Source organism: Yersinia canariae, assembly GCF_009831415.1.
Classification (GTDB): Bacteria; Pseudomonadota; Gammaproteobacteria; order Enterobacterales; family Enterobacteriaceae; genus Yersinia; species Yersinia canariae.
Map to the genome: position 1 here is coordinate 586,765 of NZ_CP043727.1, position 12,410 is coordinate 599,174.

Below are 12,410 nucleotides of genomic sequence, written 5' to 3' on the forward strand. Positions count from 1 at the left end.
GGGCTTGCAGCTTATCTGCGATGCCAATTACTTTGAGTATTTAACTTTTTATCTGGGTTAAGAGGAGTCTGCCTGTGTTGGAAGAACTACGAGCACGTCTTGTGCGTCAAGGGCCGGCGCTGCTGCGGGGCCCGTTAAAACTGACACCATTTGCTTTGCAACGCCAGGTTTTGGAGCAGGTGTTGGGTTGGCAATTCCGCCAGGCGCTGCTGGACGGTGATTTAGAGTTTTTGGAGTCCCGCTGGTTAAAAATTGAAGTGCGCGATCTTGCATTGCAATGGTTTATGACAGTAGAAAACGGTAGGCTGGTGGTGAGCCAACAGGCTGAGGCAGATGTTAGCTTCAGTGGTGATGCCAACGATCTGATTTTGATCGCTGCCCGTAAAGAAGATCCGGATACGCTGTTTTTCCAGCGCCGGTTGCGAATTGAAGGGGATACCGAATTGGGCCTGTATGTGAAAAATCTGATGGATGCCATTGAATTGGAATCTATGCCGATGCTCCTGCGAGTTGGCCTGCAACAACTGGCTGAATTTATTGAAGCAGGTCAGCAAGAGGGTACGGCGAGTTCTTCCCGTACACTAGCATCGTGTTGATCAGGGTTGAAATTCCAGTCGATGCCCCGGGGATTGATGCCTTGTTACGCCAGGTATTCAAGCGAGATGATGAAGCCGAATTAGTGCAGCAACTGCGCGAAGACGGTTTACTCACGCTGGGTATTGTGGCGACAGATGACGAAGGCGGTGTTGTTGGCTATGTTGCATTCAGCCCGGTAGATGTGGGCGGTGAAGACCGTCAATGGGTCGCGCTGGCTCCGCTGGCAGTGGAAGAGAGTCTACGTCGGCAAGGTCTGGCTGAAAAATTGGTCTATGAAGGCCTCGATTCTCTCAATGAGTTCGGTTATGCCGCTGTCGTGGTGTTAGGCGAACCTGCTTATTATCAGCGCTTTGGCTTTGTTCCGGCAGCTCGTCATCAATTAAGTTGCCGTTGGCCTGGCACTGAAAACGCTTTTCAGGTTTATGCGTTAGCGGAAGATGCATTAACTGATGCGGATGGCGAAGTGGTATTTTCAGCACCTTTTAATCGGTTTTAACCGCTGACTTTTTATCGATGATTTTCTTATCGATAAGTAAGGCATTCAATGTAGAAGGCTGGCTTATCACCAGCTTCTCTTTTTGCTGCTTACTGAGTTGTTTTACTCGATATTCCAGCCTCAATGCCGTCGAGCGATCCCCTGCTTTACAGTGAAATACCAGAGCTAACTCTCCCTTGCCCCGCAGTGCTTTAGCGCCTTTTCCTGCTTGATGCTGTGAAAGCCTTCTTGCCACATCTGTTGTAATTCCGGTATACAGCATGCCGGTGGCGGTGCGCAGCAGATAGAGATACCAAAGGCTGTCCGACATAATCTTATTCCAGTCCGGGGGTAGCGGTTCGGAACATTATTACCGGAATTCCATATTGCATCCTGACTTTTTTATCTGCTGGCACCTAATCGGGCTAAATCAAACCTATTTTGCTCAATATAAGCAATGCCGCTGCTTATTTATTCTTTGCTGCAAACTCAAAGCGCGGTGAAACCAAGCCGTAAAGTGTCCAACCGAGGAAGGTCACAATCGCACCCCAAGTCATCGCTTCCTGACCGGAACTGTAAAGAGCATAGAAGCTGTACATTGCACCGATAAAGGCAATGATATTGGCTTTACGGGCTTTGGCTGGGGCAACATTGGCGGTTTTCTGAATAATCACCAAGGCTGCCATCGACAGAATATAAGGGATGATATTGGTTACAACCGCCAAATTGACCAGCACGTTGAATTGTTTATTCAGTGACGGGCTAATGGTCATCAGCGACAATCCACTCTGGATGATAACAATGGTCAGCATCCCTTTGATTGGCGCATCTGCTTTACTTACTTTAGAGAAGATTTTCGGGAAGAAACCTTCATCGGCAGAGGATTTGAACACCTGAGCGATGGTGAACTGCCAGCCAAGTAATGAACCTACGCAAGACATAATCATCAATGCCATGATGATTTTACCGACTGCTGGGGTGAACATATAAGCGAATGCTAAACCAAACGGTGCGGTAGAGTTGGCCAAATCCATATTAGGAACAATACCGGCGATGACGTTAGTCGAAATAATATAGATAACCGCTGCACCTAAAGTCCCACCCAATACTGCGATCGGAACATTACGTTCAGGGTTTTCTACGGCGTCGGTGTTCGCGCAGGCAGATTCCAAACCAAGGAAGGCCCATAATGTCATTGAGATGGAAGAGCCGACAGCTTCAAAGACGGGCACGTTATGTGGATTCCATGCAGCGATGTAAGCTGAGCCACTAAACCAGAACCAACCAATAATCGAAATACCCACCACGGGGATAATAACCCCCCAGATAGTAACGCTACTGATCTGGCCGGTAATACGTGCGCCGCCGAAGTTAGCCACGGTAGCCAACCACAGCACGCCGATAGTGGCGATACAGATGCCGAGTGGGGTTAAGCTGGCACCCAGTAATTCCGTCCCGTAGCCCACCGCCGATATTGCAATGGCGATATTGGCAATCAACAGGGATGCCCCATAGGTATAGTTGGCCATAAAGTTGCCGGATTTGCCGAAAGCGTATTCTGCATAACCACCCATACCGCCTGATTTACGGCTGAACATCCCGCATTGGGCAAAAGCATAAGCTAGCGCCATAGAGCCGACTGCGGTGACTAACCATGAAACGATAGAAATCGTCCCTACTTCGGCGAGTTTGGTTGGCAGCATAATTATGCCTGACCCCATCATATTGACGGCAGTCAGAATAGTCAGCTGTACTACTCCCATCTTATTATTGGATTTACTCATTTTTATTATCTCTTTTTAAATTTCAGAGACTGCGGGAATCATTAATCCCCGCAGGTTTGAGCGAATATTGGTGTTGTATAAATCCCCTTATTATTTGAAATCACAGCATTGTTATTCTCTTTGCTGCAACACCAAATAATTTGTGGCGTAAACTCTTTTTCTTTATTATTTCATCATATAGCCGTATGCGCGGTTCCATCTGTCTTCATCGACTTGTAAATAAACACCTTGTAATTCAGGTGCAAAGCCAGGCAATAAGTTGATGCTCTCTTCAAGTGCCAGGAAATAACGTTGAGCTGCCCCGCCCCATACTTCACCAGGGACAACACACAATACTCCTGGTGGGTAAGGAAGTGCGCCTTCAGCGGCAATTCGACCTTCTGCTTTACATAATGGAACTAATTCAGCATGTCCACGGACGAATTCAATATTGGCATCCTGAGGATTCATCATGACTTTAGGGAAATATTGTTTACGGAACATTTCTTTTTGCAGTTGTTTCACATCGTAGCTGACATAAAGGTCATGCATTTCCTGACATAATTTACCAATAGTATAATTTTTATAGCGAGTTTCGTTATTACGATAGACCGTCGGTAAAACATCACATAACAGAGCATCTTCTTCAATAAAACGTTCAAAGCGCGCAATCTGGGCAACCAGATGTTGCATTTTCGCTAAGTCTTCTGCTGGTGTTAATAAGAATAGAATAGAGTTAAGGTCACATTTTTCTGGCACAATACCATTTTCACGCAGGAAATTAGCCAGAATAGTTGCTGGAATACCCGATGCTGTATATTCACCGGTATTAGTATCAATGCCTGGTGTGGTTAATAATAGTTTGCACGGGTCAACGAAGTATTGTGACTCTTCATAACCTTCAAATGCATGCCATTTTTCGCCGGGAATAAAATTAAAGAAACGCAAGTCTTGTGCCATGGCATCGGTGTCATATTCCTGCCAAAGTTTGCCATCCACGTCTACCGGAACAAAAGGTTTAATCATGCTACAGGTATTCAAGATCATTTTACGTGCTTCAATACCGGTCTTAACACAATCGAGCCACATACGTTGGCCACTTTTCCCTTCATGCATTTTCGCATTGACATCTAATGCTGCGAATAATGGATAGAATGGGCTAGTAGATGCATGCAACATAAAGGCATTGTTAAAACGTTTATGATTGCAATAACGGTCTTGGCCTTTAATATGTTTATCTTTCTTATGAATTTGCGAAGTTTGCGAGAAACCGGCTTGTTGTTTATGTACTGACTGAGTAACGATAATGCCTGGGTCGTTTTCATTCAGTTCAAGCAATAATGGTGAGCAATCTTTCATCATTGGAATAAATTGCTCGTAGCCCACCCACGCAGAGTCGAACAGAATATAATCACAAAGATGACCAATTTTATCCACTACCTGACGGGCGTTATAAATGGTGCCGTCATAAGTCCCTAATTGGATAATCGCCAGACGGAATGGACGGGCTTCATTAGCACGTTCAGGTGCTACGCTACGTATCTGTTCACGCAGGTATTTTTCTTCAAAACAGTGAGCATCAATACCACCAATGAAACCAAATGGGTTACGGGCAGTTTCCAGATATACGGGTGTAGCTCCGGCTTGAATCAGCGCACCATGGTGGTTGGATTTATGGTTATTACGGTCAAACAGCACTAGGTCACCACGCGCTAATAGGGCATTCGTTGCGACTTTATTCGAAGCAGATGTCCCGTTCAGTACGAAATAGGTTTTATCGGCATTAAATACTTTTGCTGCATGTTTTTGAGCATCACAAGGTGCGCCCTCATGAATAAGCAAATCACCTAATTTGACGTCAGCATTACACATGTCAGAGCGGAAAATAGTTTCGCCGTAGAAATCAAAAAATTGACGACCCGCTGGATGTTTACGGAAGAATTGACCACCTTGGTGCCCTGGGCAAGCAAACGTAGAATTCCCCATTTCAACATATTTTTTTAATGTATTGAAGAATGGTGGTAGTAACTCTTTTTCATATTTATCTGCGGCTGATTCCAGTTGTTTACCATAAAAATCAGTATTGTCACCGCACAGTTCAAATACACCATTTAAAGATGGTAACACATCAGAATTCAGTTCTTCTTCACAGCAAACTGCTGCAAAAATAGGAATGTCCAGGCCTAATGAATGAATGCTTTCAATGACACCATTATTAATGTCTTGAACAGAAAGCACCACGGCAGCAACATCAGTAAAGTCTGTGTGTAAAACATCTACAACTTCACGCTGTGATTCAAAACAAGTTATGGCTGACGTACTCGCCGCGATATTTAATTTTTTCATTTATTTTTCTCTCTTATTTTATTTAGGGTATATGAACCCGTCCAACATTCTTTCAAGTTGGATTTAGTCGTTTAATAAATTCTGTGTATAGCAGCCCGTATCAATGAATTAATATTCATTAATAAACAGTCTGCTTTTCTGCGCAACACTTTGCCATGATGTAAAGAAATTAACTGAATTTCAGGCGCAGTGATCCTCATGTCATTAAGCATTGATGACAGAGGTGACATTAATTTTTTACGGGATAGCTATGTTTCTGCTGAAAGACTTTAAATACCAGCCAATAGAAATTGAGTCATAGTTTGAAACAATCTATTAGGCGTAAAAACATTACGAGTATTCGTCTTTTCGGAGAAAGCAGACAATAGTTAACATAACGCAAAGGGAGAAAACACTTTTCGTATCTGTTAAATATTGAGCATAGACAATGACTATCCAATAAAAACGGATGTCATCGCAGAGGGGGTATTATCTAAAGTGGAAATAAGAAAAACTAAAATAGCTACGGTGTGCCGGCATCATGAGATGCGTTGTCCGCCTTATATGCGCCATTTTCTTGTTGTTATTTTCCATTTGCGTAAGGTCTCTGTTTTTTTTAAACAAATTTCTGGTTTTAAACAAGGTTTTCGTTTTAAACGATATTTTCGAAAAACGAACTGATGGCGGCTATTCTAGTCATAACACTCATTCATTCTGTGACGCGCGTCATGTTTTCATTCGATTTTTAAATGCCTTTTGACTAGAAAATGAATAAAACATCATTTTAATTCATTAAAGTCGGTATTTATTCAAAACTGTACTGGGTATTATGCAAAACAGTAGCGTTATATTTAACACGGCGGATACATCGGCCGAGCTATTATTATGGGATATGAGCAATGAGAGCGGGTTCCTAATAGAATTTGTATTTTATTTGTTAATCCAAAATTATTTGTTACATCCGAGTTTATACGGAAATTTTGCATATTAATTCAGATTAATCATATGCAGTAAATGTTAGCTAAATCACGTTATCAGGCATTTTAGCGCCAGAGACCTTATTATCAGAGAGGATATGCTGGGAATGTCTCTACTGAAAGAGATAAGTGTGGGGAAAGCGGGGCAGCCGCTGCCCCATCCTAAATAAAATTAACTGAATAGTGGTAGGCCACTGTCGGTAAAGGGGATTTTTACCTGTATAACCTGCTGTTGACGGGTCAATTTGATAGATAATATCTCGCCATCATTGTCTATCTGCACCTGTGATAGCGGGTCGCGGTTATTCATATCCAATACGCAGGTAACCAGTGCTTCGGGTTGATGATGACGCAAAATCAGATAACTAATATCACGCACGGATGGATTTGCCGGCGCTAACCCTTGGTATAGCGTGGCATCTGCTGCCAGCCAGAGTGATAGTGGGCGTGCAGCCGTTTGATAATGACACTGAATGACACCATTAAGTGGTTGAGCGGTGACGTGATGTAAATATTGCATCGGGCCACTTTCGCTGACGGCGGCACTTTCTCCCATTGGCCCCACTGCCATCCCATCGATATGCAGTGCCCAATTCCACTCCTGTTGATGTGGATTGACGATAGCACTGAGATCAATAATGGCGTCTTCCAGCCACAGAATACGGCGGCGGAATTTTACATCTCGGTAAGCTTCGCTATCCCATTGGACACGGGTGTGGCTATCCAACTCGGGGGCTTTTTTACCCCAATCTACCTCGGTATCCAGCCAACTAAAGTTTGCCGATTGATGCCAGTTATGGATAACCGGTACCGCGGGTGGTTGATTTGCCTGATTAATACTGAGTGTATTGTGAGTCGCACTGTTCTTGTAGTAGCCATAATGCAGTTGAGCACCATAGCCGGTAGTGCCTAAATCCGGCAGGATCTCTTGCCCTTGCTCGAACAGAATTAAATTCAGCCGATCATAATGATCATGCTCACCCCCATAAGGGCTGTGTTTTACCAACAAAGCACGGCCAGACTGCGGTTGACGCAAAATGGTCAATCCACAATCCGGCGCATGCAGCGTATCTGTTGGAATGACATCAATTATTTGCGGTGGTAATTCTTCAACGCCGTACAGCAGCGCATCTAAATTTAGGCGGGGTTTCTGGCGATAAATATGGTGCAGGGCAGCAGCATATTCATCATGGCCATAGGTTTTAAAAGCAAATTCATACACATGGGTATGATTGAGTTGCTCCTGACCCGCAGTGCAATCATTAATGCGAGGGAATGTGCCATCGGGCATCAGCAGTTTTAAGGGGAAACTGAGCATATCCCGGTAATAAGGCAGCGACAGCAAACTATAGCGGCTACCGGCGGCCAGTTTTTCAAATGACCAGAAACCTTGCAGTGCATAAAAGTGATAATGCACTGAGCCTTCAAACCATAGCCCCTCATTGAACAGCCCATGTTCTAGCTGATAACGCAGGCCATATTCGGCATTCACCGCAAACTCGACATAATGCTCATCTTCAAGAATGAGGCCAATGACCGCGATAGCGCTGCTGATTTTCACTTCATGGTTATGCAATTGGCGGGTGCGGTGTTGCATCAGGAAATCAGCGCCCTCCCGCAATAAGCGCCCGGCGATACAGTCGCGTTGCTCCTGACTGAGCGCATCGGCAATAAAATCATAACCCAATGCGAAATCGAGCAGACAATTCGCCTCACACAATGTCTGCGCATTGGCCTTGCCCGGCCCGTTGTAAGGAATGCCTCCATGGACTGCATAGTCAGGATAGTAGCGGGCATAATTGATGAGAATATCCCGCACCTTTTCGAAGTAACGTATCTCACCCGTAAGTTGCCACAACAAACCGAGCTGATTACAGGCCTTAGCATTTAAGCCGTTAAGCGCCCGCCACCAGGCACCATCATAGGGTTCTCCCCTAAATGAATGAGAGTCTATCGGGCAACGGTGTTGCGTCGGTGAATAGCGATCCCACTCCAACTTCACTCCGTGATCGGGGCAATAATAGTAATGGTTCCAGGTGGCGATGCCGGTGGCGGGGACCAGTGTGTCTGAGTCCAAAACCACCTGATTACCCGAAATCAGCGTGGCAATAATCTCCGGCTGCTGCACTCTATTTCCCTGTTGCTGCTCGGTACTTCCCTGATATCGTTCGGTATTTCCCTGATGTAACACAACGCGCTGGCGAATTTTAGCCATCTGCCGATCCGTAAACTGCTTCATATCTGGTATGTCCTCGACGATGCTTATTTTTTTGCGTTCAGGGGCTGTGTTAATGGGTAGAGCAGGATTTCAATGGCATCCGGGTATTTGGCCATCAGATATTGTGCTTTCTGTTGGAAATCAGGATCAGCCGGGTAGGCACGGGCGGCTGTTATCATATTGACCAGTGCTTTTTTATCTTGCACTCCATCCAGGTCTTTATAGGGCCAGACTTGGTCGGTGTTGATAAAGCCCGCCACATATTGATAGCCTTTTTTTAGGCTGTGTTCGTCAAGGCTAAAGTTCCAGATATCTTTATCGGCCACTTCGCCCAGTCGGCCCAGTTTGTTATAGGCTTCCAGATGGAAATTGCTGTAATGCCACGGACGGGTGCGTTCCAGTTCCGCATTTTGTCGGCCTTGTATATCAAAATGAGATGGAATTCGACGAAGTTGTGTGATTTCAAGGCGTTTTTGCGCTGCGGATTTTTGGTCACTAAACAAGGCAAAAGAGGCGGCTTGCATGTCGAAGTAGGTGCCGTGGTTATTGTGCCAATTATCTTCTTCGAAACCGTTCTGGCTAGTCATCATCCATTGGTAAAAATCTTTGTACCATAGTTTGAGAGCTTGATAGTCAGCTTCATTGAGTACATTCGCGGGCCTTATCAATTCAACCGCATCAATTACGTCAACCAGTGCCCGGCTATCGATTAGGCCAATACCTCGTCCCTCATTGATACCTGGGATTGCTTGAGCATATTGGAGATTCGGATTCATTCGGGTATTCGGATTAACAAACCAGTTAACCAATTGATCGCGCGCTTTTTCGGCATACTCGGGCTTGCCGGTAAAGCTGTAAGCCAATGCCAGATAATAGACATCTTCACTGAGGTTGTTCATGCGCTTTTTATCCGTCGCGTCACTGTTAGCATCAGGATTTGTTTCCCCGTCTTTGCGCAAATAAGGCATGCCGTCTTTCTTGCTTGGGTCCGGCCACCAATAAGGCGGGAAGCTGTAATAGTCATGTTTATCACCACTGGCGGCCAACAGGCTTTTATCCATGACCGAATAGAGTGGTTTTTTCAGGGCCTTGTCCGCCTTAGTTATCAGATTTTTATAGGATTTTTCATATAACGGGTTGTTTTGCTTAACTTGGTCAATGCTATAGTTTATATCATCCATTTTTAATAATAATGGATGGCTTTCCGCAGCATAAATAAAGGGTGAAGATCCCAGAAGAATAGCCAGTAATAAGTTTTTTTTACTCAACGTTTTCATCATCACTTTCCTTATTTTTTATGATTTACATGATTAAAAATAAAGTGTCTTTGGTTAATTTAATTAATTCATTTATTTTTATTAAATAGATTTTCCACCTAGTAAGAACAAGGTTATTAACTGTATTGGTACTATTTAAATAAAAAAAGAACACTGTTCCATTTCAGATGGATTTGAATTCTAGGGTAAAGTTTTGGGACTTTTGTGATCTAGATCCATCTTATAAATTATCTGTGAATAAATGATTTAAGTTGTGATTGATATCAAATTAAATCTCTGTTTTAGACGTTTTTTAGGCAATTTAAATAATTATATGTTTATTTTAAGTTTTAAAATGAAGATTTTATTACTATGTTTTTAAAGGATAATTTTGTTTTACTTCTATTTTTACTGATTTTTCAAGTGTGATCTTAAGCAGAAAATTCAAAATGGAATTAAGTTTTATTTTTTGTGGTGTAGTTTTTTGTTTTCCTCTGAGTTCTAATGTTGTCGAGTGTTTCGTGATTTTATTCTGTTATTTAAACTTCTGGGTAAATTCATAAAAATTAGATTTCAACGAGGGCGCTAAGATGAAGACAAAAATGATAATGTCAAAAGTAAAAATAAAATCTTTGCTGTTGTTAACTTATTTAGCCATGGGGGTTCCTTCTCTCCACGCCGCTGAAACATTGCAGGTATGGATACGCGCCAGTAATGATTCTAAAAATATTTATAAAGCGGAAGCTGACACTTTTGAGAAGAAAACTGGTATCAAAATTGAATATTTCAATGCAACAACCGATTTTGAGCAACGCCTGGCACGAGCCGCAGCCGGTAATGCACTGCCGGACTTGATTTTTAATGATGCAGCGGCCATCGGGCAGTTTGTCCAACTCGGAATTGTTGAGCCGATTGAGCCTAAAAATATTATTGGCGGGGAAGACATCTTAGATACCGCCTGGAAGAGTGCCCAATATATTGATGGCAAATATTATGGCGTGCCAACCTCAGCTCAAACCTTTGCTTTGTTTATCCGTAAAGACTGGCGGGAAAAACTGGGGTTAGAACAACCGAAAAGCTGGGAGGACATCAGTACCCTGGCGAAAGCTTTTACCTTTAATGACCCTGATGGCAATGGCAAAAATGACACTTACGGTTTCATTTTACCCGCATCCACCACTCGTGGTTACGCCAGTTGGTTTATCAGTTCCTATTTGTGGCAAGCCGGGGGAGATTTTATTCGCCCCGCCGGAGAGGGTAAATTTAAAGGGTCACTGGAAGAACCCGCAGCCGTTGAAACACTGAGTTTCATTCGCGGCATGGTGTGTGACAAAACTGTCCAACCAGGGGCGATTAATGCCACTACGGCTGATGCGATTCCCTCTTTCCGTTCCGGGCAAAGCGGCATGTTTGTCACCGGCCCATACCATATTGCTCTATTTGATAAAGATCCCGGCAAAGACGTTTTTGAAGTCATCCCACCACCAGCAGGGCCAAAAGGGCAGACAACACTGGCTGAAGGTACCACGGTATTTATGATGAAAAGCAGTGAGAAAAAAGAAGCGGCTCAGAAATTCATAGAATTCATGATTTCACCTGAAGGGCAGCAAATCGGCATGGGAATGGGCAGTAACAATATGCCGGTCGTGCGCTTATCAATTAACAAACAGGTTGATACCAAAGCGGTTTATAACGACCCGCGCTGGGCAATGTTTGCTGATTTGTATGCCGAACATGGCCGCTATATCCCACAAGTGCCTAACTGGACGCCAATTCGTCAGGTGGCTGCTGAGGGTTTCAACCGCATCTTAGCTAACTGTGAAAGTGATATTCCTGCTGAATTAAAAGCAGTGAATCAGAAAGTGAATGGTGAATTGGCTAAACAGAATGTCTTAGGGCAGTGAGTGAATCATGATAACGCTAACCCCCCGACTAAAACGTAATCTGGTTCCGTGGCTGTTTCTGGCCCCGGCACTGGTCATCTTCACCTGGTTTAAATTCATCCCGATGCTGCAAGGGTTGGTGATGAGTTTTTACAAGGTTAACTTTAACCAGCCAAATGAGTGGGTCGGGTTTGACAACTTTTCCCGCGCGGTAGGTGATGAAGCGTTGCACTCGGCTGTTTTCAACACCTTGTTATATGTGGTGGTCACCATGGTGGTGGCCGCTTTTATCGCCTTCTTCTTAGCCATGCTATTGGAAGGGCCAGCGCGGCATTTACGTTTTATTCGTACCGCAATCTTCTTGCCAGCGGTGACGAGTGCGGCGATCGTCGCCGAAATGTGGCGAATTCTGTTTAATCCGACCAGTAATGGTGTGGTGAATCACATTTTGTCGTGGTTCAGTATTGAGGCGCAGGGCTTTCTGGCCGATACCGACCAGGCGCTTTGGACCGTGATGCTGTTGCATATCTGGAAAGCCGTGCCTTACAACATGGTTATCTTCATTGCGGGTCTGGTGGGGATTAGCCGCGATTTGTATGACGCCTCGAATGTGGACGGCGCTAACTGGTGGAATCGTCTGCGTTACGTCACTTTGCCGGGCATGATCCCCGCGCTTTCTGTGGTGCTGATGCTGTCGTTTATCCGTGGCTTCCGGGTGTTTGCTGAAGTCTATGCTACCACTGGCGGCGGCCCGTCTAATGCGACAGAAATGATCATGACCCATATCTACAAGCTGGGCTTTGAACAGTTTGATTATGGTTATGCGTCAGCGGTGTCCTTCCTGTTATTCGCCTTCACTGTGGTGCTGACCATTTGTCATCTCACATTGAAAAAGCGCATCGCCCGTTACTAACCC

The 12,410-nt window shown here is 44.4% G+C and carries 10 protein-coding genes; 4 read left to right on the top strand and 6 right to left on the bottom strand.

Annotated elements, in window-relative coordinates; all coding sequences use genetic code 11:
- Positions 1 to 74: 74 nt before the first annotated feature.
- Together ubiT and F0T03_RS02800 are read left to right on the top strand one after the other, a co-directional pair.
- Complete coding sequence (ubiT, locus tag F0T03_RS02795) at positions 75 to 596, top strand: ubiquinone anaerobic biosynthesis accessory factor UbiT (protein WP_145556427.1); 522 nt, start codon at positions 75 to 77, stop codon at positions 594 to 596.
- A complete protein-coding gene (locus F0T03_RS02800; protein WP_145556426.1) occupies positions 590 to 1,093 on the top strand; it encodes a GNAT family N-acetyltransferase in 504 nt (167 codons plus the stop codon). Before ubiT ends, F0T03_RS02800 begins: the two co-directional genes overlap by 7 nt.
- On the opposite strand, the gene F0T03_RS02805 is transcribed toward F0T03_RS02800, so the two are convergent.
- From F0T03_RS02805 to F0T03_RS02830, 6 genes are all read right to left on the bottom strand, one after another.
- Positions 1,080 to 1,403 (bottom strand): GIY-YIG nuclease family protein, encoded by a 324-nt coding sequence (locus tag F0T03_RS02805; RefSeq protein ID WP_145556425.1) that lies wholly within the window; start codon positions 1,401 to 1,403, stop codon positions 1,080 to 1,082. The two genes, F0T03_RS02800 and F0T03_RS02805, sit on opposite strands and share 14 nt — an antisense overlap.
- Before the next feature lie 136 nt (positions 1,404 to 1,539).
- Complete coding sequence (potE, locus tag F0T03_RS02810; RefSeq protein ID WP_145556424.1) at positions 1,540 to 2,856, bottom strand: putrescine-ornithine antiporter; 1,317 nt, start codon at positions 2,854 to 2,856, stop codon at positions 1,540 to 1,542.
- Positions 2,857 to 3,021: 165 nt separating this feature from the next.
- On the bottom strand, positions 3,022 to 5,181 hold the full coding sequence (gene speF / locus F0T03_RS02815) for an ornithine decarboxylase SpeF (protein ID WP_159677176.1): 2,160 nt from the start codon (positions 5,179 to 5,181) through the stop codon (positions 3,022 to 3,024).
- A 468-nt stretch (positions 5,182 to 5,649) separates the two neighbouring features.
- Positions 5,650 to 5,754, bottom strand: coding sequence for a leader peptide SpeFL (speFL, locus tag F0T03_RS02820; protein ID WP_108088099.1), 105 nt, complete (start codon positions 5,752 to 5,754; stop codon positions 5,650 to 5,652).
- Between the two features lie 555 nt (positions 5,755 to 6,309).
- Positions 6,310 to 8,376 (bottom strand): heparinase II/III domain-containing protein, encoded by a 2,067-nt coding sequence (locus tag F0T03_RS02825; RefSeq protein ID WP_159677177.1) that lies wholly within the window; start codon positions 8,374 to 8,376, stop codon positions 6,310 to 6,312.
- Positions 8,377 to 8,399: 23 nt separating this feature from the next.
- Entirely contained in the window at positions 8,400 to 9,632 is a 1,233-nt protein-coding gene (locus tag F0T03_RS02830; RefSeq protein ID WP_159680639.1) for an alginate lyase family protein, read from the bottom strand.
- A gap of 569 nt (positions 9,633 to 10,201) precedes the next feature.
- Between F0T03_RS02830 and F0T03_RS02835 the strand changes: the two genes are divergently transcribed.
- Positions 10,202 to 11,515, top strand: coding sequence for an ABC transporter substrate-binding protein (locus tag F0T03_RS02835; RefSeq protein WP_159677178.1), 1,314 nt, complete (start codon positions 10,202 to 10,204; stop codon positions 11,513 to 11,515).
- Between the two features lie 7 nt (positions 11,516 to 11,522).
- On the top strand, positions 11,523 to 12,407 hold the full coding sequence (locus F0T03_RS02840; RefSeq protein ID WP_145554828.1) for a carbohydrate ABC transporter permease: 885 nt from the start codon (positions 11,523 to 11,525) through the stop codon (positions 12,405 to 12,407).
- Positions 12,408 to 12,410: the final 3 nt, after the last annotated feature.

Coding starts and splice junctions, on each gene's coding strand:
- F0T03_RS02805 (WP_145556425.1), bottom strand. CDS start 1,403: ATGTCGGACAGCCTTTGGTATCTCTATCTGCTGCGCACCGCCACCGGC.
- F0T03_RS02835 (WP_159677178.1), top strand. CDS start 10,202: ATGAAGACAAAAATGATAATGTCAAAAGTAAAAATAAAATCTTTGCTG.
- speFL (WP_108088099.1), bottom strand. CDS start 5,754: ATGGAAAATAACAACAAGAAAATGGCGCATATAAGGCGGACAACGCAT.
- potE (WP_145556424.1), bottom strand. CDS start 2,856: ATGAGTAAATCCAATAATAAGATGGGAGTAGTACAGCTGACTATTCTG.
- F0T03_RS02825 (WP_159677177.1), bottom strand. CDS start 8,376: ATGAAGCAGTTTACGGATCGGCAGATGGCTAAAATTCGCCAGCGCGTT.
- F0T03_RS02830 (WP_159680639.1), bottom strand. CDS start 9,632: ATGAAAACGTTGAGTAAAAAAAACTTATTACTGGCTATTCTTCTGGGA.
- speF (WP_159677176.1), bottom strand. CDS start 5,181: ATGAAAAAATTAAATATCGCGGCGAGTACGTCAGCCATAACTTGTTTT.
- F0T03_RS02840 (WP_145554828.1), top strand. CDS start 11,523: ATGATAACGCTAACCCCCCGACTAAAACGTAATCTGGTTCCGTGGCTG.